Source organism: Deinococcus carri (genome assembly GCF_039545055.1).
Lineage (GTDB): Bacteria > Deinococcota > Deinococci > Deinococcales > Deinococcaceae > Deinococcus > Deinococcus carri.
The window spans coordinates 143824-164288 of sequence record NZ_BAABRP010000003.1 but is presented as its reverse complement, the minus strand read 5'-3'; the positions used below and the strand labels follow the sequence as shown (position 1 = coordinate 164288).

18 protein-coding genes are annotated in these 20465 nt (G+C 63.5%); 7 read left to right on the top strand and 11 right to left on the bottom strand.

Going from position 1 to position 20465, the window contains the following annotated elements:
- The first annotated feature begins 19 nt into the window (after positions 1-19).
- The 3 genes from ABEA67_RS07095 to ABEA67_RS07085 are packed head-to-tail and all read left to right on the top strand — an operon-like array spanning position 20 to position 3145.
- Positions 20-1459 carry a TniQ family protein gene (locus ABEA67_RS07095; RefSeq protein ID WP_345463019.1) on the top strand — a complete coding sequence of 480 codons (1440 nt, stop codon included), beginning with the start codon at positions 20-22 and terminating at the stop codon, positions 1457-1459.
- Between the two features lie 41 nt (positions 1460-1500).
- Positions 1501-2430, top strand: a complete 930-nt coding sequence (locus tag ABEA67_RS07090) for a tyrosine-type recombinase/integrase (protein ID WP_345463017.1) — start codon at positions 1501-1503, stop codon at positions 2428-2430.
- A gap of 43 nt (positions 2431-2473) precedes the next feature.
- Entirely contained in the window at positions 2474-3145 is a 672-nt protein-coding gene (locus ABEA67_RS07085; RefSeq protein WP_345463014.1) for a TaqI-like C-terminal specificity domain-containing protein, read from the top strand.
- Here the strand turns inward: ABEA67_RS07085 and ABEA67_RS07080 are convergent.
- From ABEA67_RS07080 to ABEA67_RS07055, 6 genes are all read right to left on the bottom strand, one after another.
- Positions 3140-6382, bottom strand: coding sequence for an Eco57I restriction-modification methylase domain-containing protein (locus ABEA67_RS07080; protein ID WP_345463011.1), 3243 nt, complete (start codon positions 6380-6382; stop codon positions 3140-3142). The genes ABEA67_RS07085 and ABEA67_RS07080 overlap by 6 nt on opposite strands.
- Positions 6379-9582, bottom strand: coding sequence for a helicase-related protein (locus tag ABEA67_RS07075; RefSeq protein ID WP_345463008.1), 3204 nt, complete (start codon positions 9580-9582; stop codon positions 6379-6381). The genes ABEA67_RS07080 and ABEA67_RS07075 overlap by 4 nt, the downstream gene beginning before the upstream one ends.
- A gap of 100 nt (positions 9583-9682) precedes the next feature.
- Positions 9683-10120: a hypothetical protein gene (locus tag ABEA67_RS07070; RefSeq protein WP_345463005.1), complete on the bottom strand. Its 438-nt coding sequence runs from the start codon at positions 10118-10120 to the stop codon at positions 9683-9685.
- 107 nt (positions 10121-10227) lie between these two features.
- Complete coding sequence (locus tag ABEA67_RS07065) at positions 10228-10881, bottom strand: hypothetical protein (RefSeq protein ID WP_345463002.1); 654 nt, start codon at positions 10879-10881, stop codon at positions 10228-10230.
- The gene (locus ABEA67_RS07060; RefSeq protein WP_345462999.1) at positions 10878-11108 is read right to left on the bottom strand and encodes a hypothetical protein; all 231 of its coding nucleotides are present in this window, start codon (positions 11106-11108) and stop codon (positions 10878-10880) included. The genes ABEA67_RS07065 and ABEA67_RS07060 overlap by 4 nt, the downstream gene beginning before the upstream one ends.
- A gap of 16 nt (positions 11109-11124) precedes the next feature.
- Positions 11125-11802, bottom strand: a complete 678-nt coding sequence (locus tag ABEA67_RS07055; RefSeq protein ID WP_345462996.1) for a LexA family protein — start codon at positions 11800-11802, stop codon at positions 11125-11127.
- 83 nt (positions 11803-11885) lie between these two features.
- On the opposite strand from ABEA67_RS07055, the gene ABEA67_RS07050 reads away from it, so the two are divergent.
- Positions 11886-12335, top strand: coding sequence for an HNH endonuclease (locus ABEA67_RS07050; RefSeq protein ID WP_345462993.1), 450 nt, complete (start codon positions 11886-11888; stop codon positions 12333-12335).
- Here ABEA67_RS07050 and ABEA67_RS07045 read toward each other — a convergent pair.
- The 5 genes from ABEA67_RS07045 to ABEA67_RS07025 form a co-directional block, all read right to left on the bottom strand.
- Complete coding sequence (locus tag ABEA67_RS07045) at positions 12332-14029, bottom strand: hypothetical protein (RefSeq protein ID WP_345462990.1); 1698 nt, start codon at positions 14027-14029, stop codon at positions 12332-12334. The two genes, ABEA67_RS07050 and ABEA67_RS07045, sit on opposite strands and share 4 nt — an antisense overlap.
- On the bottom strand, positions 14026-14469 hold the full coding sequence (locus tag ABEA67_RS07040; RefSeq protein ID WP_345462987.1) for an ATP-binding cassette domain-containing protein: 444 nt from the start codon (positions 14467-14469) through the stop codon (positions 14026-14028). The genes ABEA67_RS07045 and ABEA67_RS07040 overlap by 4 nt, the downstream gene beginning before the upstream one ends.
- The gene (locus tag ABEA67_RS07035) at positions 14466-15443 is read right to left on the bottom strand and encodes a branched-chain amino acid ABC transporter permease (protein WP_345462984.1); all 978 of its coding nucleotides are present in this window, start codon (positions 15441-15443) and stop codon (positions 14466-14468) included. The genes ABEA67_RS07040 and ABEA67_RS07035 overlap by 4 nt, the downstream gene beginning before the upstream one ends.
- A 10-nt stretch (positions 15444-15453) precedes the next feature.
- On the bottom strand, positions 15454-16314 hold the full coding sequence (locus ABEA67_RS07030; RefSeq protein ID WP_345462981.1) for a branched-chain amino acid ABC transporter permease: 861 nt from the start codon (positions 16312-16314) through the stop codon (positions 15454-15456).
- A gap of 108 nt (positions 16315-16422) precedes the next feature.
- The gene (locus ABEA67_RS07025) at positions 16423-17583 is read right to left on the bottom strand and encodes an ABC transporter substrate-binding protein (RefSeq protein WP_345462979.1); all 1161 of its coding nucleotides are present in this window, start codon (positions 17581-17583) and stop codon (positions 16423-16425) included.
- 191 nt (positions 17584-17774) lie between these two features.
- Between ABEA67_RS07025 and ABEA67_RS07020 the strand changes: the two genes are divergently transcribed.
- From ABEA67_RS07020 to ABEA67_RS07010, 3 genes are all read left to right on the top strand, one after another.
- Positions 17775-18869 (top strand): alpha/beta fold hydrolase, encoded by a 1095-nt coding sequence (locus tag ABEA67_RS07020; protein ID WP_345462977.1) that lies wholly within the window; start codon positions 17775-17777, stop codon positions 18867-18869.
- Positions 18862-19632 carry an alpha/beta fold hydrolase gene (locus tag ABEA67_RS07015; protein WP_345462974.1) on the top strand — a complete coding sequence of 257 codons (771 nt, stop codon included), beginning with the start codon at positions 18862-18864 and terminating at the stop codon, positions 19630-19632. Before ABEA67_RS07020 ends, ABEA67_RS07015 begins: the two co-directional genes overlap by 8 nt.
- Before the next feature lie 101 nt (positions 19633-19733).
- Positions 19734-20465, top strand: coding sequence for a CoA transferase subunit A (locus ABEA67_RS07010; protein ID WP_345462971.1), 732 nt, complete (start codon positions 19734-19736; stop codon positions 20463-20465).

Genomic DNA, 20465 nt, shown 5'->3' with positions numbered 1-20465 from the left:
CGCATTCTGGAGGATCACCGTGGAAGGCCTGTTGCCTGTCCGGCCCCGTCCCTACGATGGGGAACTGTTCACCTCATGGCTGATGCGCCTCGCCCATGCCAACGTGCAGCGCCTGCCGTTCTTCACCCGCATGCTCACGGGAGACGCGAACTTCTGGGTTCACGACGCGGACCGCCATCTTCGCCCGGACGTGGTCGAGCAACTGGCCGCGGCCACTGGGGTTACGCCTGAACGGGTGGAGGCCCTGTCGCTGCGGGCTTTCGAGGGGCGGCTGTTTCCCGGCTTCCAGCCCCGGAGCCTGCCTCGCTGGGTGCTGCCCCTCTACAAGAAGGGCTACCTGCGTGAACGGCCCGGTGTGGTGTATTGCCCCCACTGTCTGCGCGAAAAGCTGTACCTCCGGCTCCACTGGCGGCTCTCGTTCATGACCGCCTGTCCGGAGCACGGTTGTGAGTTGCTGGATGCCTGCCCGCGTTGTCAGGCCCCCTATGCCCCTCAGCGCAATGACCTCGGATTCGGTCAGGACTGGAGCGTGCAACCAGAGCCGCCCTTCGGCTATTGCGCGGCCTGCGAGGCCGACCTGCGCGACGCCCCCACCAGACCAGCAGCCCCCGCCCTCGTGACCTTGCAGGCCCAGCTTCTGGAGGCGCTGCGCTGCGGCGTCATGCCATGGACCCCCGGCCATGAGGTTCCAGCCATTGAGGGCTTCGACGTGCTCCACCAGTTGCTCGCTGTGGTGGTTCAGGGGGACATGGAGGCATACCTGACCCGGACCTGTGGTCACGAGGTCTTGCAGGCCCCTCCTGAGCGCCGCAACCGGGCCTTCGAGGATCATGCCCTCCCCGACCGCCGACGCCTGATGCAGCGGGTGACTGACCTGATCGAGGACTGGCCCCAGCGGCTCATCCGGGCCTGTGAAACGGCGCGCGTCTACAAGCGGCCCTTGATGGTGAACTTTGCGGCGGCTCCAGCGTGGTACGTGGCCGTCGCTGACCAGGTGAGCCGGGCGAACGGGCGTCGGCCCTACAAGCGGACGCCCCTCGTGCCTCACCTCAGCCTCGAAGAACTTCGTGCGGAGTTGCAGGCGGCCCCGACAGCCCGGGAAAGGCGGCGCTGGGAAATCCTCTGTCATTACCACGGAGTGGAAGAGGCGCTGCCTGTGGCTCAGGCGCTGGGGGCATCACGAGAACTGGTCTTCCGCACTGTCAGCGTCTACAACGAGAGTGGGCCGGACGCCATGCGACACCACCAGCGGGGTCGCCCCAACCCCCGCAAGCGCCTGTTGACCGCCGAGCAGGAGGCGGACCTGCACGCGGCGATGCAGCGGGTTCCTATGACCTACGAGGAGATGGCGGACTGGGTGGAGCGCCGTGTTGGCAAGCGCCCCTGCGCCTCGACGATGTGGATCTACAGGCGGGGCGCGGAAAACCAGTCACGGGAAGGGCGGCGGGCACGGCAGTAGAGGCGAACGCGATGCGGAGGTAGCGCGTCAGAATCTGTTCTATGCCTTATGCATTGGAGCTTTACCGCGGCCCCCTAAACCAGTCCCAGCGGCTTCTGTCACTCCCGCGCGCCGAACTCCGGCGTCAGACCTTTCAGGCTGTTCAGAACGGTGATCAACAAACACTATGCGACCTGATGAAGGCGCATCTGCTGGCCTTCGGAGAGGCGGGCGGGCGGATCAGCGACCACACTCTGCGCTCGTACACCACCAGTGTCCGTCAGTTTCTCACCTACGCAAAGCGCAATGCCGTCAACATCCTCCGTGCCACCCCTGAGCAGGGCCTTCTCTGGGTCAGGGGCATGGAGACTGTCGGGAAGGCTGCGGCTACCGTTCGGGTCAGAATGGCTGGTGTCCGTGCCTTTTACCGCGCCCTCCGCTGGGCGACCGACATCCAGACTGATCCCCTTCAGGACGTCAAGGCAATGAGAGATCCGACGCCACCATGGGAGAAGCGTCTGCCATATCAGGTGGCTGAGATCGACACCCTCGTGAACGCCAGCCCGCCGAAGTTCCGGCGGCTGATCCTGTTGTGTGCCCATGCTGGGCTGCGGATCAGTGAGGCCTTGAGCGTGAAAGCAGACGACGTGACGGAGGACGCACTGATGGTCCGCAATGGCAAGGGCGGGAAGGCCAGGCGGGTCGTCCTGAGCCGGACGCTCAGGGAGGCGCTCAAAGCGGCCCCGCTGTGCCCCGAAGAGGCCATGACGTACCAGACGGCCCGGCGTACGTTGAAAGCCCTGTGCGACCTCACGGCGGTGCCTTACCGGGCGTGGCACTCCATGCGCCACTACGCAGGTACGCGCCTGAGCCGCGAAACGGGCAGCCTTGAATGCGTGGCGCGGCATCTGGGGCACACCAACCTCGCCACGGCGCGGATCTACGCCAAGTGGAGCGATGACGCTTTGGTTCAAAGCGTAGGCAACTGGTAACAAGATCTACCGTGGCGTACTCACAGGCTGTAACGACGCCTTCGTGATTGACGAGCAGACACGCACGCAACTCATTGAGAAAGATCCAAAAAGTGCGGATCTGATTCGGCCCTTAGCCGTCGGCGACGACGTACGTAGGTGGCATATCAGGGATAAAAAGCGCTACCTGATCTTTACTCGACGCGGAATAGAAATCGAAAAATATCCCGCCATCCTCGCCCACCTGGATCAGTTCCGCGAACGTCTCGAACCACGTCCAAAAGATTGGGACGAGTCAGAACGGTGGCCGGGTCGCAAAGCTGGAACATATAAGTGGTACGAGATTCAGGATGATATAGCTTATTTTCAAGAGTTCGGCAAGCCCAAGATTATCTACCCAGACATGGCTCAAGAGCCTAGATTTACCCTTGATTATTCGGGAACATTTTTTGGCAATACCGCTTATATGATTGCAATAGAAGATAAGTATCTCCTTGGCGTTCTCAACTCCGCTCCTTTTTGGAATCTTTGTCTCCAAAGTTTTGCCGTATTTAAAGGAAATACGCTGCGAATTTTCAAGCAGGATCTCGAAAGTATGCCAATTCCAGTTGCCACCGAAGAGTGTCGACAAGAGATTATTGCCCTTGTTGACATACTTCTAAGCAATCCAAAAGCTGACAGGCTTCTATTGGAGAAAACGATTAGCAATTTGGTATCTAAGCTATATGGTTTATAATCCGTATAGTTTAGTAGCGACTTCGTTGATTTCAGCTTCCACTTTGTCCAAATCTCCTCTCTTATTCTCCAAACAATTTTTAGCTAATTCGGAAAGTTGATTTTTGGTAGTATTATCGGCGTCCGGAATGGGAATCGTTGATACATATATCTTCTTCATTCTCAGTGATTTCCCTTGAATGGATGCGCTAACTGAAATTAAGTAATTCCATACAACTTTCGAATTTAGTAAGGCTAATAAATAATAGTCTTCAGCTGGCAATATGAATGTTGTATCGTTTGAAAACGTGCCGGACTTATCAATCGTAAAGCGGCCGTGCTGGACAATGTCTGGGTAGATAATCTTGGGCCTATCGAATGCATCGTAGTAGTCGCAAGAGCGCAGTTCCCACCAATGATTTCCCTGATCAGATCGGGCACGAAGGCGATCTTCAAACTTTTTAAGATGGGCAAAGACAGCAGGGTAACGCTGAATGTCTACGCCAATTCGAGTCACAATGAGGTAGCGCTTTTTATCCCTGATATGCCAGCGCCTGACATCATCGCCCACTGCAAGGGGCTTAATGATTTCGGCGCTGTTTGGATCAGCGGCAATAAGTTCATCCCGCTTTTCCGCATCGATGACAAATGCCTCGTTGCATCCGGTCTTTATTCCCCAATAGATCTTGTTACCGACATACTCCCCAAGGGGAATGCCCCGCGACCGCATTTGCTCGACCATTTTCGCAAGGTCATTGCTCATGAGTCGCCACTCGTCGCCCTTGATGGCATCCTGCGGCAGAATCTGCCCCTGCTCTGCAACCAGAAGCTCGATGTCCGGATAAGGGGCTGCCAGGTTTTTCACCTCGGTCAGCACCGTGTCCACCGTCCGGCCATCCTTCTTCTCGGCTATGAAAATCATCGGGTAGGTCGTGGCGTTCTTGAAGACGGGCAGTTCCCCAAAGTCGATGATGTTGTGGATCGCCATCTTCTCTGCGAGGTGGCGGCGCAGGCTTTTGCCATAGTTCGCCTTGAACCACTTGTTCGGTGTGATGAACGCGAGCACACCGCCTGGCTTCAGCACCTCCAGCGCGGCCCCGTAGAAGTACGTGTAGAGGTCCGCCGTCCCGTTGTAGACGTCCGGAAACGCCTTCTTCAGTGCCGGCTTGAGCTCCTTGATCAGTTCCTGCCGTACATAAGGCGGGTTGCCGATGGCTATGTCGAAGCCGCCTTCGCGGAAGACCTCGCCAAAGGCCACATGGAAGTCGAAGGTGCCGTCCTGACCCCAGTGCCGGGCCGCCGCATACACCTTCTGGGTGGCTTCGTTGATCTCCTGCCGCAATTCCTGCTTGCGGGTGCGCTGGCTTTCGTTGAAGTAGGTCTGTTTGAGTTCTGCCAGTCGGTCCCGCGCGGCGAAGTCCGTGAACCCTTCGATGCGGCTCATGGTGTTGCCCACGACGATCTTGTAGTCGAGGTTCGGCAGCGGCTTGATACTGCTGAAGTCGGTTTCGTCCACGACCAGGGAGAGCCAGAGGCGCAGTTTGGCGATGTCTACAGCGGCGGCGTCGATGTCCACGCCATAGATGCTCTCGAAGATCGCGTGGCGTTTGAGCGTGTAGGCGCTCCGGTCCTCATTGCTCCCCAGAAACGGCGTGAGGAAGGCGCGGCTGCGGATGATCTCGGTCAGCACACCCACCGGGAACGCCCCGGAGCCGATGGCCGGGTCGATGACCTTCACGCGGGCCAGCAAATCATCAAGTTCACGGGCATGGGTTCGAATGCTCGCGGGCACCTTGAAGCTGTATGCCGCAGTTTCTTGCCCTTTCGCGGCGGTGGCGGCGTCGTTCTCTATCGCCAGATCGGCGTAGCGAATAAACGAGGCAATGTCCGCGACCGGCACCCGTTCGGTGTAGGTGCGGTTGCTCAGCATCGGCTGCCGCGTGAGAGCCACAGCGCTGCCGAAGAGGCCCGGCTGCGCCGCCGCCACGAGTTCCACCTCGCCGAAGTTCATGCCCCGGTCGAGGTAGTGGATCAGGGCGTCCTGCGCCATGTAGTGCACGATCTCGCGGGGCGTGTAGAACGCCCCCTTGCTCTTGCGGTCGGTAACTTCCAGCAGATTCTCGAAGACTTTCCCGAGCATCTCCGGGTCGACGGCGACCTCTTTGTCCAGCGGGGAGTCTTCCTGCACGGTGAAGTTGTAGAGGTCGAAGGTGTCGAGCACGTCGCCGATGTGCTGGTCCGGCACCCGGATACCGATGTTCACCCAGTCGTACCCGTTCATCGGCTCAAACAGGCCGCCGTTCAGGAAGGGCACACGGCAACGCAGGTGGTGGAAGTAGTGATCCTCCACGCTGCGGTCGAGGGCCAGGCCCTCGTAGAACAGTGGTTCGAGCAGGTCGTCGAAGAAGTTGTCGTACGGAACGATGTCTTTCCGGTAGAGCCTGCGCAGGAAGTCGCGCGGCCCTTCACCCCAGCGGTGGTGCTTCTCCACACCGAGCCAACCTTTCTTCTGGATGAAGTAGAGGAAGACGAGTTGCCCCATCAGCCGCTTGGCGAACGTGGCGGTGTCGATGGCTTTCGCGCTGAACTCGGCGGCCACCTGGACGTCGCTCGCCACAATGTCGTCGAGGTCGCCCTTGAGTGTCAGGAACAGACGCTTGTAGCTCTCGAAGAACTCGTCGGTGACGACTTCGATGCTGAAGGCGTCCTCGATGGCCGCGAGCGTTGGTGTGCCTTCGTCTTCGAGGAGGCCGACGAGTCGCCGCTGGGCCGTGTGGCTGCCCTCACCGGGACCCACGAGGAAGGAGAGGCGCTTGGCCGGGGTCACATTCTTCTGGAACGCCCCTTTCCCATCCTCTCGCGTGACGTAGTTGAGTTCGAGCTTGATCAGCGAGAAGCGCCATTCGGTGGTGTCTTCGCTGTAGAAGGCGACGATGGCCGCGTCCCGCCCACTTCCTTCGAGATACCGCGCGACGAAGTTGCGCTGCGCGGTGCGCGCGCGTTCCAGTGTCAGGCCGCTTTTCAGGCGAACGGCGAGGACATCGACATCCTGCCGCGCAGCGTCGGTGAAGTGCCCGAGGTGTTTGACCTGTGTGACGGTATCGCGAAACGCCTCGCTGACCGCTGACCCGCTCGAAGCGGGACGCTGCTCCTCTTGCCAGTGGCCGAGGAGGTTGCGGACGAAGACGCGGAAGCGGGTCTCGTCGTAAGGCGCTTCGAAGGTGGTGTGGATAAGGCGGCAGGCCTGTTCGTGGTTCATGTGGGGTCTCCAACGAGGTACGCCGAGAGGATGACCTCGCGGCTTTGCTGCTGACCGGGCGGCCCCGAGTGAAGCGGGGCGAGGTGAGCGGGAGTGACGTGCTTGCGGAAGCAGCCAAGGATCTGAAGTGGGCGCAGCCCCCCCTTCTTCAAGGCCGCATCGATCTCTTTGCGGATGGTCTGAAGGGTCTTGTGAGGGACGGTGCCCGCGTCGAGGGCGGCGCGCACTTGCTGAAGGAAGAGCTCGTCCTCGTCGGTGAATTCCGCCACGCGGCGCATCTCGGACGACCGCAGCAAGGTGGCGAGGTGGCGATCATGGCTGGCTCCAGTGGCCCCCATGCGTTCCTCAGGCGTCGTGAGGCTTTCGAACTGCTCCTTGTTGCGCTGAAGCAGGTCGAAGTAATCCTTCGGCATCGGGACGCGAGCGAGGTCACGCGGGCAGGCGAGCAGGTCAACCGCTTCGAAGAAGTTCACCTCGCTGACTTTGTACTGTCCGGGCATGCTGGCGAGCACCTTCTTGAGCTTGCCCTGGCGGAAGAAGGTCATCAGGGTGCTGCGCTCGTGGGGGCGTGCGCTGCGCCCCTTGCGAGGCAGGCGTTTGATGCGTTCGAAGAGTGTCGGCTCCTTGTCCCGGATGTCACGCAGCAGTTGCAGGTACTGCAATTCACTGCGCTCCTCCTGCTCTTCGAGGCCAGCTTTCGTGCTGAGGCGCTGGTAGAGCCGGTCGCTGAAGTTGTGGCTGGCAATCTCCTCGTCGTCGCTGAGGTATTTGGCGTCCTCACCGAGCGTGTCGTGAAAGCTCTGGAGCTTGGCCTTGATGCGCTGCTCCAGGCCGAGGTGACTCTCCGAACGAGCGGTGGGGAAGAAGTTGAAGACCGAGACTTCGGTGTGCTTCGTACCGACGCGGTTGACGCGTCCCACGCGTTGAAGAACCCGCGTAGGGTTCCACGGCAGGTCGTAGTTGATCACCACAGCAGCGCGGTGCAGGTTCATCCCTTCTGCGAGCACATCGGTCGTGACGAGCAGACGCAAGGGGGACTCCTCCTTGCGCGCGCGCTTGGGGTCGAAGGCGTTCTCGATCATGCTGCGCGCGGTTTGCACACTGAGGCTTTGACCGTCGTGCCGACCACCGTTGCTGGCGTAGGCGATGACCTCGTTGCCGTACTCGCTGCGCAGATGTTCGTACAGATAAGCTCCGGTCTCCTTCGACTCCGTGAAGATCAGCACGCGCTGCCCTTTCAGGCGTGGGTTGACTTTCAGTTCATGCAGGAAAGCGTCGAGCTTTGGATCCTCATGAACGTCCTGCCAGAGCGACTGGATCCGGCGGAGCAGATCGAGATCCTGCCGGAGCCTGGGCAGATACTCGTCATCGAAGTCGGTGGCTGCGTAACGGTCGAGCTTGCCCTTGCCCTCCAGGTCGAGCAATCGAGCCTCGTCGTCGCTGTTGAGGAGTTCGTACACGTCGAGGTTCTTGCCGATGAGGATGGTGCCCCCTTCGAACATCTCGATGAAGCGTTCATACGACGTGATGAAGCGGGCGACCGTGAGGCGGAAGGCATGAAACGACGATTCGAGGCGTTTGACGAGGATGCCTTTCATGAACCCGCCGACGTTCCGTTGCCCCTGCCGCTGCTGCCCGGTAATCGCCTTCTGGAGGTACAGCAGAGGCGTGTAACGGGTGTACTGGAACTCCCGCAGCAACTCCATCGTCTCGTCGAAGACCTCGTTTGTTCTCTCGTCAAATTCGTAGATGATGCGTTGAGGCGGCGCGAGAGTCGGGAAACTCAGGTTCTGCTCTTGGAGATCCTGCGAGAAAAACTTCTGGATCTCTGTACGGGTCCGCCGGACCATGACGTGCGAGAGCACCTTCTCACGCACCTGCTCGGAGGCCCGCTTGACCGCTTCGAGGTACTCGGGTGTGCCCTTCTCGTACAGCTTGAGGGACTGGTTCAACTCCTTGAAGAAGGCTTCGAGGTTCGGCACACCGGGAATCGTCCCCCGCCGCGCGGGCTGGAACAGTTTCAGCAGGCTGAGGATGTCTTCGAGGCGGTTGTTGAGCGGTGTGGCAGACACCAGGATGACGCGCTTGCCCCAGCAGATGTCATGCAGGGTCTGGTAGGTCTGGGTGGTGTCCGTCCGGAAGCGGTGGGCCTCGTCGATCAGGACGTACTGGTACTTCTCGGTGCCGCGTTCGCGAATCTCGTCCAGTTTGCCGAGCGAGCGGACCTCCACGCCGCGCACGCCGAATTCAAGGAAGGTTTCGCGCCAGTAGTTTTCAAGGGGCGGGGGGCAGATGACCAGTTTTCGCCCCGGGTACCCTTGCAGGAGCATCGCGCTGATGTACGTCTTCCCGAGACCGACCACGTCTGCGATGAAGACGCCGCCATACGCTTCGAGGATCTTGCGGGCGGTCAACACGGCCTGCTTCTGGTAAGCGAGATCCATGAAGCCGTCGGGCAGGTCGATGTCCACCTCGTTGTCGAGGTTGATGTCCTCCTTGAAGTATTCGTAGAGGAACTTCAGGTAGATCTCGTAAGGCGTGATGGCCTCGGAGAGCCACGTCTTTTGCTGGACCGTGTCGACGTAGGTCATGCTGACGTCCACGCCATCGCGCCAGAGGTCCTCGAACTTCGCGAGGGCGAAGTCCACGTCGTTGCGGTCTTTGAGTTCGACGTTGAACTCTCGCTGTGCGACGAGGCCGTTCAGGCTGAAGTTGCTGGAACCGGTGATGACGCGCCCGTAATCAGGGAACGTGTCCGGGAAGCGCGAGATATAGACCTTGGCGTGGAGGTCCTGAGATGGGAAAGCGCGGAGTTCGAGCTGCCCGCTCTGGATGGACCCGATGAACTGCCGCGCGGAGGCCTCGACTTCTGCGGCGTCGTCCCCGTACTCCAGTTCGTTGACAAGTTGCTCGGTGAACTGCTCCTTCGACCGGGCGTGGGATTCGAAGTCCAGCATGCCCTGATGGGCCTGCGAGAAGAGGTCGAAACTGCGCTGGTCGACGTTCAGACCCACGAGGATCCGCATCTTCTCCACGCTGTTCAGCTTGTCGTGCATCGCCTTGTAGCCGCTGGTGCGGAAGTAGCCGACCAGAACGTCGAAAAACTGGGCATGGTCGAGAATCTTCCCGAAACGGTCGTGCAGCGTGGCACCCGGCTCGTTCGTGAAGAAGCGGCGGTCGCTGGGATGGGTCTGGGTCATAGGGGTTTCTTATCTCAAGTATAGGCGAAATGTACCCCTGAGCTTTGCGGTGGAGAATTCTCTTTTGTTTCTTGCGTTAATTGTTTGCGCCAGATTTCTATTATCGGTAATTTACTGATAAGTAATCATTGATAAATAATGCAGTTAGTTCTAAAAAGTAATCCTGTATTTCTTCGGTAATTGCATTCCCGCGCCCGGATTTATAACCTAAGCCGGACCGGCTGTATATAGACACTGTACCGGGTGTGGAGGGCTTATTGTCAATTTTATAGAGTGACCAATTGACGTTAAATACGGAGACATTTACATCCGTATTGTATAGAAGGGACACTGTTAATTGAAGCGCATTACCCTTGGAGCAATCGTTTGAGGTAATCTTATATTTACCAAGTTGGACCAATAGGTCTTTGCTAATTTTATCTTCTATTCCCTTGCCATCGAATTGGGCTGCCTCAGCGCTCACTTTCGCCCCGATAAAGCAGAACTTTAACCCTTTTAGGTTTTCAGGTGGTGCAAACGCTGCACCTGCTGATGTCATCCAGAATGCTCCTCCCAGGAGGATGCCCAGTGCCCTAAGTCGTATCGGTTTCACCCTTCCACCGTACCCAGGTGGAAGAAGAAAAACCAGCTCCCACAGCTGAAAAATCAGCTTTTGACGACTTCGCCCCGCACAAGCGCCCACAGCGGATCCTCGATGAGGTCGAGCCTCCCCCGCAGCAGGCACCCCTGCATGGTGTGCAGCAGGTCTTCCTTCGGGCAGCGGTGCTGTGCGTACGGCCACGGACGCCTCAGCAGCGCGGCGGGCAGGTCGGGGAACAGGTGGTGCCGCAGGAGCAGCGCGATGTCGTGCAGGCGGTGGAGTGTCAGCGCCTCCGGCGCGGGGTACGCTTCGATGATCGAGTTGAGTTCACCGGGTTTGATTCCGAACGTCTGCATGAGGTGGTGCCGCTCGGGCTGGGCGCGCAGGTAAGCCCCCGATGTGCAGTGCCGCAAGAGGGGCAGCAGGGGCCGGTAGCGGTCACGGGCGGCCAGGTCGCCCAGGTGGCTGAGCCATGGCGTCTCCTGCCGGGCACACAGCGTTGCGAGGCTCAATGTGAACCCACCGGGCCAGCGCACCGCCTGTCCGTCCTCGGTGACTTCGGCGCGGCGGAAGACGTGCTCGGCGCTGAGCGGCAGCAGGCTGTCCGGGCCTTCGCTGGGCCGCAGGGCGACATGCAGGGTGCGTTCCTCGTCCACGGTCACCCAGAGGCGGTGGTGGCAGTCCGGCAGCACTTCGGTGATGCGCGAGAGAGGCGTCATGTCCGCACCAGCAGGTCGGAGATGACCACCAGCCGGGCGTGGATGACCGCGTGCGGGTGCCGCCACGTGCCGCTGAGGCGGTACGAGATGCGCCGCTCAGCGTCGGGGGTCTCGCGCCACAGCAGCAGGCAGGGTCCGCAATGTTCGGTCAGCAGGCGGTAGACCTGCCGCCGGATGGCTGAAGGTGGGCGGTGGGGCGTGAACAGCGTCAGGGTGGGCGGCGTCACGAGGCTCCTCCGGTGGTTACCCCTGGGGGTTGAGGTTGCGGGTTTGCCGGGCGCGGCCTGTGCCGATGTGACCCACGAGGCAGCCCTGCACGAGGACGTCCACGGTCTTGAAGGTCATGGGCGGGTAGTCCGGATTTTCCGAGAACAGCGTCACCGTACCGTTGTTGCGGTGCCAGCGCTTCAGGGTGGCGGTGTCTTCACCGGGCACGGCCACGAGGGCGATCTCGCCATTGTGTGGCTCGGCGGCGCTGGGACGGATGACCACGTAGTCGCCGGGGTAGATGCCGATGCCGATCATGCTTTCACCGCGCACGCGCAGCAGGAAATCGCCTTCGTGGAGCGAGAGCAAATCCTGCAAGCGCGTGGCGTACCCTTCGACATGCTCGCTGGTGTATCCGGGCGGGCCTGCCGCCACGTCACCGACGATAGGCAGGGAGAGGACGATGGGCGGAAGGTGGAGGTAAGCCCGTCCACGGTCGCTGAGTTGAATCACGGCGGTGCGGCGTTCGCTGGCGTCGTAGTGAACGAGCTGGCGTTCGACCAGGATGAGGAGGTACATCCGGACGTTCTGGCGGGGCATCCCGAGGTGTTCGGCCAGCCGCCCTGTGGTGATGTTCTCGCCCAGAGCCTGGAGCCGGGCGACTTCCGCGAGCACGTCGCGTTGCCGGGGAGTGAGGGGTTTTTCCTGTTCCATTATGTCACCTGACGTAATTGTGTCCTGGTGACTGAGAGAAAGCAAGGCCCCCGGCTCTGACGGCTGTGAGATGCTGCGTTCACATGGCCGAATCATTTACGGAGACTGAGCGCCGAACCATCTACCGCAAAAGTGCCGACATGTGCTGGTATTGCGGCAGGGCGAGAGCTGCCCACGTCGAACACCAGACGCCGAAGGCCCTGGAGGGAACCAGCCACCTCAGCAATCTGGTCGGGGCTTGTGCCGAGTGCAACCGTCAGAAGGCGGGGCACCGCGTCTCCGGGAACCCAAACTGGACGCTGGAGCAGTACCGCGTTCAGGTGGCGGCGGCCCTGGCTGTCCCAGCCGAGGGCTTCGAGTTTTATGGCGAGCGCCTGGATGCTCTGCGTCGCGCCTATGCCTCTGAGCATCCCGGAGAGACCGCGAAGCTGGTGTTACGTGGCCTGAAAGATGACTTGCTCCCCGGTGTCCCAGAGCCTTTGCCGATGATCGTTTGGAACCCGCCCTATGTCTACGAGGACGACAGCCTTTAAGGCGAACTGGGCTTCACGGGCTGGATGCCTCCTTGTTGTTCCTGGCCCCGCAGCCTTTCAAGGCGACCCTGCACGCCCGCCGCGAAGCGCTGGTCGTCAGTGAAGGCGTGTGGGACGGTGAGCAATTGCCAGCCGGGCAGGGCTGCAGGCCAGGAGCGGCGGCCCTGCCGGGTGGTGAGAAGGGGCCGCAGGTCGTCGGTGGTGGCTGGTGCAAGCCCCAGCCGGGCGGCGACGAGCAAAGGCCCATATTCACCGGGGCGGCGCGCCCTTTCGGCGAGGTAGGCGTGGAAGGGCGGCTGAAAGACGTGAACCACGAGATGTTCTGCATGCTCCGGTGGAAGCGGCACAGGGACTTCCTCGGTCTGGAAGCCAGCCTCGCGCAACAGGTCCGCCACGCGGCGGAGGGCAGCGAGGTCGTCGCGTGCTGGAGGAGGGGCCATTTCAGGGGGTTCGTCGTTCGCTTTGCGCGTGATGGTTACCTGCCGGGCATGGGAGTGGACGTCGCTGCCAAGGCCCGTGGAAAAGGTGCCTATGGGGGTCGGTGCCGCGAAGAAGGTGAGGTTGTCAGGGGCCTGGGCGATTCCCTCTTCGCGGGGGAGAACCTTCTCATCGGAGAACTGAGAGGGCAACGCACTGAGGAGGCGGGCCTGTCCACCGCGCCGGGGTTCCTGATCGGACACGAGGACGGTGTGCTGACCCTGAACTGGGGGCAACCTGCGGTTGCGTTCACCCTGTGGGGCGTCGGCCTCTTCTCCCGTCTGTGGGATGGGGAGGGTCACCTCATAGGGCAAGCGGTAGTCGACATCGAGGATCTGATGCACCAGAAAGCGGCGGCGGCTGGGACTCCCCTCTGGGGCGGGGACCCACCTTCCCCGCGCGCGTACGCGGCGAACGCCGTTGTAGGGGAAGAGGGCGCTCGGATGACTGATGCCGGATGTGGGGTCGCCGCGCTCCCGGCCACGCCCCCGCGTGACGGCGATGCTCCGGTCGATGTTCAGGGCTTGCAAACGCGCCTGGGTGTCTTGAGAGAGCCACGCCAGCGTGTAGGCATCCTGTGGGGGAAAGCCGGGTGGGAGCACCAGATCGAGACGGTTCCCGTTCAGGAGTGCGTGCTCATCGACCCAGTCGAGGACGCGGGCCAGTTCGTCGGACAGCACGGCTTGGAGCATTCGGGAAGACGAACCGTAGCACCAGCGCAGCAGTTCGGCCACGGGCACGCAGATGCCGTAGGGGTCGGTGGAGCGCGTGAAGGCGGTGACGGCGCTCTGGTTCACGACGGGTTCGGCGTGCCTCGCAACGAGGGACTCGAAGGGCAAGAGTGTCGGCGGGTCTCCGAGCCGGAACACTTGCTGCCTGCCGAAATCGATTTTGAAGGATTGTTCGCGGAGCAGGCCCCGTCGCGGTGCGTAGGCGCGTCCCTTGCTGAAGAAGGTTCCGATGGAGAGCATCGGCAGGTCGCCGACCGCGAACTGCACAAGGCGCATGTTGTCGAAGGCCTCCCGCCGCTCGGGGTAGCCGTTCTGAAACACTTCCCGAAAGGTCTTACCACTGGAGTCCCGGATGCGTTGAACGACCCCGCGCATGGTGCGCTGGGTCGGCATGTTGGAATCGATGTCAAAAAGCCCCAGCCACGTCAGGAGCCATACGCCGTCATCATCCGGCAGGCTCGCAAAGCGTGGTGGGGCTTTGTTCAAGCAGCGACCCTCTGCTGGGAAGGGTCATTCGCATTTAATTTGTGTAATTCGCATTTATTGTGTGTAGTGACACCGCGTTTGCCGAACAGCGCCCCCACCGTCACGTTCTCGTGCACGGTCATCTCGGGAAAAGGCCGCACAATCTGGAAGGCGCGGCCCAGCCCCGCGTGACAGCGCGCCTCCATGCTCTCCTCCGTCACGTCCCGCCCCAGCAGGTGCAGCCGCCCGGAGCTGGGCCGGTACACCCCCGACAGCAGGTTGAGCAGCGTGGTCTTGCCCGCCCCGTTCGGTCCGATGACCGCCAGAATCTCGCCGTCGTACTGCGTGAACGTCACGTTCTGCACGGCTTTCAAACCACCGAACCTCTTGCTGAGACCCTCGGCGCGCAGCACGACTTCCTGCTGGCTGACCGCTGACGGCTGACTGCTGACGGCCGTCACAACTCCCCCCCGTGCTTCCCGCGCCGAAACAGGCCCATCAGCCCGCGCGGCAGCCACAGGATGCTCAGCATCAGCACCAGGCCGTAGACGACGAGGGAGCCGTTCTTCACGTAGGCGTGCAGCACTTCCTCCGCCACGCGCAGCACGGCCGCGCCCAGGATCGGCCCCAGCGTGGTGTACAGCCCGCCGAAGATGGAGGTGGTGAGCGGCGCGATGGAGTTGGCGAGGCTGAAGGTTTCCAGCGGATTGATGAAAAAGGTCTTTCCGGCGAACAGCACGCCGCCCAGCGCCGCCAGGAAGGAGGAGATGAAAAAGGCGGTGAGCTTGTAGCGCACCACGCTGACCCCCAGCACCCGCGCCGTTTCCTCGCCCTGCCGGATGGCGGCGAAGGCGTGGTGCAACCTGGAGCGGCGAAGGGCGAGACTCACGAGCGCCGTGAACAGCAGCACCCCGAAGGCCAGGAAATACTGCGCCCGCGCGTTGCCGCCCAGCAGCGCGGGCACCAGCAGGCCGTTCGCGCCGCCCGCCACCGATTCCGGCAGGTTCTGGATAACGGTCCGCACGACCTCGGTAAAGGCCAGGGTGGCAATGGCGAAATACATCCCGCTCAGGCGCATGGTCACCGCCCCCAGAATCAGGCTGACCAGCCCGGCCAGCAGCGCGGCGAGGGGCATCGCCAGGAACCAGGGCAGCACCTTGACCAGCAGCGCGAAGCCGTAGGCCCCCAGCCCGTAAAAGGCTGCGTGCGCCAGGCTGACCTGCCCGCTGCGCGCCAGGATGTCCCACGACAGCGCCAGCACCCCCGCCACCAGCGTGAAGAAGGCGATTTGCAGCAGGTATTCGGCCCGCGCTCCCAGCGGCAGGAAGGGGAACACCAGCGCCAGCCCGAAAAAGAGGCCCAGCGGCACCAGCGCCCGCGCGGTGAAGTCCGGGCGGCGGATGACGGTCCGCCGGGCGTCGATCGCCTGACTCATGGTGCCCCCCTCATCTGGCCCCCCGGAAGGACCGGAACACCAGCGTGGCAAAGATCAGCAGGAAGAACACCGCGTCACTCCACCCGCCGCCCCCAGGCACGTAGGTCTGTACCAGCGCCTCGGATACGCCCAGCACCACGCTGGCCCACAGCACGCCCGTCAGGTTGCCCAGCCCCGCCATCACGATGATGGCAAAGGCCTTCAAGGCAAAGACCAGCCCCACCGTAGGGGACGCGAACAGCAGCGTGGCGACCAGCACGCCCGCGACCGCCGCCAGGCCGCAGCTCACCCCGAAGGCGATCAGGTACACCCGGTCCACGTCGATGCCGATCAGTTGCGAGCCGCGGCGGTTCTGCGCCACCGCGCGCATCTGGCGGCCCAGGGTGGTGCGGTACAGCACCGCGTACAGCCCCGCCAGAATCACGGCCGCCAGCCCGAACGCGATCAGCTTCGGCCCGCCCACGCTGAGGTCGCCCAGGCGGAGGCTGCTGCCCTGATAGGGCGTCGTGACCGTGCGCGTGTTGCCGCCCAGCAGCATCAGCGCCAGGTTTTGCAGCAGGATGCCCAGGCCGAAGGTGAGCAGCATCTGGTTGAGTTCGGGGGCCAGCAGCACGTGGCGGATGCTCACCCGGTAGGTCAGCGCGCCCACCGCGAACACGGCCACCGCCACCAGCGGCAGCGACAGCAGCGGGTCCACCCCCAGGTACACGCTCGCGCCCCAGGCCAGAAACGCGCCGATCATCAGAAACTCGCCGTGCGCGAAGTTCACGATGCCGACCACGCCCACCGCCAGCGCCAGCCCCGACGCGACCAGGGCATACAGGCCGCTTTGCAGCAGGCCGTTGAGCAGGGTTTGAAGAAAGAGTTCCATGCAGGCTCCCTCGGGAGCTGTCAGCCGTCAGCAATCAGCCAGCAGCAAAGAGCGCAAAAGCAAACGCTTTGGCCCAGTGCTGAAAGCTGACCGCTGAGAGCTGAAAGCTTACTTGTTCCACACCATCGGCTTCTGCGCGAACTTCACCGGGTATACGGGCACGCGGCTGTCGCCCAGGAACTGGAAGTGCAGCCAGTTTCCGGCCTTGAAGCCCTGGTACTGCGTCTTGTTGCTCTTGCTGAAGGTCAGCGGGCCGAAGGGTGTGGGGGTGTTCGTCCGGGCGAGTTCGGCGGCCACCTTGTCCTTGTCGGTGCTGCCCGCGCGGTTGATGGCGGCAGCCAGCGTCTTGAGGTTCACGTAGGCGAGCGGCGCGAAGTATTCCTCGGTCATGTTGCCGAACTTCTTCCGGTAGGCCGCCACGAACTTGCGGCTTTCCGCCTGCGGGCTGCTGGGGAGCCACAGGCTCAGGCCCGCGATGTTGTCGGCCAGCTTGTTCTTCTCGAAGCCCACCGGCCAGGAGGGCGGCGTGCCGTAGATCAGGCCCACGTCCAGGTTCTGCTGCTTGATTTCCGTGGCGAGCGGCAGGGCGTCGGTGTCGTAGCCCACCCAGTAGAAGATGTCGGGCTTGGCGGCCTTGGCCTTGCTGACCAGCGGACCGAAGTTGCCGCTGCCGGTCTTGAACTTCTCGCTCATCACGACGTTGAAGCCCGCCTTCTTGAAGAGGGCGACAGTGTCGTTGATCCCCGCGCTGCCGAAGGGACCGTCCTCGTAGGCGATGGCGATGTTCTTCGCGCCCTTGCTGCGCTTGAGGTACTTGAAGTAGTCGAGGATCGCCTCGAAGTTGTAGTACGACCAGGGGTGGTAGTGAAAGAAGTACTTGTGGTCGGCAAAGGCGTCCTCGACCGGCACCGCCGCCGCCCCGATCCAGGCCATGAAGGTGCCGTACTGCTTGGCCGGGCCGCTGATGGCGATGGAGGTGGCGCTGCTCACGCCGCCCGCCATGAAGTCCACCTTGTCCACCGTGACCAGCTTGACGAACTCCGGCACGGCCTTGGCGGGCGAGGAGCCGTCGTCCGCGAAGTCCAGGTCCAGCGGCTGGCCCAGCACCCCGCCCGACCGGTTGATCTCGTCCAGCGCCAGCAGGTAGCCGTTCCTGGCCGCCTGCCCCGACACGCTGCCCGCCCCGGTCAGGGGAAGCAGCACGCCCACCTTCACCGCGCCCGCGCCGGAGAGCGCGAGCAGAACGCCCGTCAGAAGCATCTTTTTCATGTTCAAGGCGAGTGTAGGGGAAGGGCATCACGCCCGCGTTACAGCAGGAAGGCCGATGGCTGATGGCAAATGGCAGAAGGCGAACAGCAGGCGCAGGCTTTCGCAAAAGCTCCCCCGGGCCTTCTGCCTTCCGCCTTCTGCCCCCTGCATCTGTGACCACCCCGTAACGCCCCCCGCCTACGCTCGGGGCGATGCGACAGATTGAGGGAGCGGGGGCAGCATCCGGGGCGTTCACGCTGGAGGTGACGCTGCCGGTCGCGGGTGTGCCGGTGCCCGTGCGGCTGGGTGTCCAGACCTGGGGGCGGCTCAGCGCGGCGCGGGACAACGCCGTGCTGGTGTGCCACTACTACACCGGCACGTCGCAGGCGGCGGGCGAGGGGCCGCAGAGCCTGCCCGGCTGGTGGGCCACGCTGATCGGCCCGGGGCGGGCGGTGGACACCGAACGCTTTTTCGTGGTGGCGATGAACACGCCCTCCAACGTGCAGGCGCACGACCCCCGGGTGGTGACAACCGGGCCGGACACCCCCCACCCGGACGGCGCGCCCTGGGGCGACCGTTTTCCCGCCTGGGATTTCGCGGACCTGCACGCGCTGCAACTCGCGCTGCTGCGCCGGCTGGGGGCGGAGCGCTGGCACGCGGTGCTCGGCCCCAGCTTCGGCGGCCTTCAGGCCCTCCAGTGGGCGGCCCGCTCGCCCGACCTCGCGCCGCGCGTGGCCGCCATCGCCGCCAGCCCCTGCGCCGGGCCGGTGCTGCGCGGCGCGTTCGGCCCCCTGCTCCGGGACGTGGCCCCGCGCGGGGGGCTGACGGGTGCCCTGCGGCTGATTTCCTTTTTCGGAATGGGGGCCGAGGGGCTGGAACGCGCCTTCCGGGAGACTGACTTCGGGGCCTACCTGCGCTCACGGGCGGCCACGGCCAGCCTGCCGCACATCCTCGACATCGCGCGGGTGGTGGAAACGCACGACCTGGGCAGCGTCCTGCCCCGCGCCGACCTGTTCGCCCGCTGGCGCGCTGCCGGGCTGCGCCTCCTGAGCGTGAACATTCACGGCGACCAGTTCTTCCCGGTGGCCGAGATGCGCGCCTTTGCCGGGGCGAGCCGGGCGGCGGGCGTGGCCCACACCCACTTCGAGTACGCCTCCCCCCACGGGCACCTGGCCTGCGTGGCCGACACCGCGCCCTTCGCGGGCCTGCTGCGCGCCCTGCTTGAGGACACGCTGCCCGCCGTGCCCCTCCCGCCCGACCCCCTGAGTGCCGACCCTATAAGCACCGGGGAGGCGACCCATGCCTGAGCGCGTTCTGGTGGCCCTGCATGGCAACTTCGCCTCCGCCGCGTGGTGGGCGGACCTGCTGGCCGACCCGCCCACCGGCTGGCGCGTCCTGGCCCCCGACCTGCCGGGCTTTGCCGGAACCCCTCACACGGGCGAGGTGAGCATCCCCGCCTACGCCGACTGGCTCGCGGACTGGCTGGCCCGGCAGGGGGTCACGCGCCCCGTGCTGCTGGGCCACAGCCTGGGCGGGGCGGTCGCGCTGGAGTACGCCGCCCGTGACCCCGGCGCACTCTCGGCCCTGGTCCTCGCGGCCAGCGCACCCCTGACGGGCCTGGTCACGCCCGAGGAGAATTACCCGGTGCTGGAACTGCTGCGCGGCGACCCGCAGCTCCGCGAGATGAGCCTGGGGGCGCTGTTCCCCTCCCGCCGCCCGGACAACTTCCCCGCGCTGGTGGAGGACGCCGGGCGCATGGCGAACACGCACTACAGCGGCAACGCCCGCGCCCTGGCCGGGTGGAGCGTGGACCCAGCGCGCCTCCGGGGGTTGCCCGTGCGGGTGCTGGGCGGGGCACTCGACGCCCTGGTCACGCCCGAGATGGTACGCGCGCAGGCGGCGGCCCTGGGGACCGGGGCCACGGTGCTGGAGGGGCGCGGTCACGGCTTCCCGCAGGAGGACCCGGCCGCCTTCCGCGCGCTGCTGGAAGAGTTTCTCGCCGTTCTGCCTAGGACGGTGCCCAGAAAGGTTGCCGAACCTTTGTGGGCCGAACGAAGTGAGAAACCGTGATAAGGGCGGCGTGAAGTGGAGTTGCTGCCCAGGACACGCGGCAACGGCTGGGGTGCGCCGCCCTAACGACCGTTAGGAATGCCTATTACAATGGAGCCGACATGAACAAGGTGTATCCGAGCGCCGCCGAGGCGCTGAGTGACGTGGTGCAGGACCGGCAGACTGTCGCCGTGGGGGGGTTTGGCCTGTGCGGCATTCCCGAGCAGCTCATCCTCGCGCTGCGTGACAGCGGCGTGACGGGCCTGACCGCCGTCAGCAACAACGCGGGCGTGGACGGCTGGGGTCTGGGCCTGCTGCTCCAGACCCGCCAGATTCGCAAGATGATTTCCAGTTACGTGGGCGAGAACAAGGAGTTCGAGCGCCAGTACCTCGCCGGGGAGCTGGAACTGGAGTTCACGCCCCAGGGCACCCTGGCCGAGCGCATGCGCGCGGGCGGCGCGGGCATCCCCGGCTTCTACACCAAGACCGGCGTGGGCACGGTCGTCGCGGAGGGCAAGGAACACAAGGACTTCGACGGCGAGACGTACATCCTGGAGCGCGGCATCAAGGCCGACCTCGCGCTCGTCAAGGCCTGGAAGGCGGACCGGGCGGGGAACCTCGTGTACCGCAAGACCGCCCAGAACTTCAACCCGATGGCCGCCACCTGTGGCCGCGTAACGGTGGCCGAGGTCGAGGAACTGGTGGAGGTCGGCCAGCTCGACCCCGACGAGATCGACACTCCCGGCATCTTCGTGCAGCGGGTGGTGCTGAACCCGAACCCGGAAAAGCGCATCGAGCAGCGCACCGTGCGGCAGGCAGCCCCCGCCTCCAGCGCCGCCGGAGAGGAGGTCTGA

Coding starts and splice junctions, on each gene's coding strand:
- ABEA67_RS07090 (WP_345463017.1), top strand. CDS start 1,501: ATGCCTTATGCATTGGAGCTTTACCGCGGCCCCCTAAACCAGTCCCAG.
- ABEA67_RS07080 (WP_345463011.1), bottom strand. CDS start 6,382: ATGAACCACGAACAGGCCTGCCGCCTTATCCACACCACCTTCGAAGCG.
- ABEA67_RS07075 (WP_345463008.1), bottom strand. CDS start 9,582: ATGACCCAGACCCATCCCAGCGACCGCCGCTTCTTCACGAACGAGCCG.
- ABEA67_RS07070 (WP_345463005.1), bottom strand. CDS start 10,120: ATGACATCAGCAGGTGCAGCGTTTGCACCACCTGAAAACCTAAAAGGG.
- ABEA67_RS07065 (WP_345463002.1), bottom strand. CDS start 10,881: ATGACGCCTCTCTCGCGCATCACCGAAGTGCTGCCGGACTGCCACCAC.
- ABEA67_RS07055 (WP_345462996.1), bottom strand. CDS start 11,802: ATGGAACAGGAAAAACCCCTCACTCCCCGGCAACGCGACGTGCTCGCG.
- ABEA67_RS07050 (WP_345462993.1), top strand. CDS start 11,886: ATGGCCGAATCATTTACGGAGACTGAGCGCCGAACCATCTACCGCAAA.
- ABEA67_RS07035 (WP_345462984.1), bottom strand. CDS start 15,443: ATGAGTCAGGCGATCGACGCCCGGCGGACCGTCATCCGCCGCCCGGAC.
- ABEA67_RS07030 (WP_345462981.1), bottom strand. CDS start 16,314: ATGGAACTCTTTCTTCAAACCCTGCTCAACGGCCTGCTGCAAAGCGGC.
- ABEA67_RS07025 (WP_345462979.1), bottom strand. CDS start 17,583: ATGAAAAAGATGCTTCTGACGGGCGTTCTGCTCGCGCTCTCCGGCGCG.
- ABEA67_RS07020 (WP_345462977.1), top strand. CDS start 17,775: ATGCGACAGATTGAGGGAGCGGGGGCAGCATCCGGGGCGTTCACGCTG.
- ABEA67_RS07015 (WP_345462974.1), top strand. CDS start 18,862: ATGCCTGAGCGCGTTCTGGTGGCCCTGCATGGCAACTTCGCCTCCGCC.
- ABEA67_RS07010 (WP_345462971.1), top strand. CDS start 19,734: ATGAACAAGGTGTATCCGAGCGCCGCCGAGGCGCTGAGTGACGTGGTG.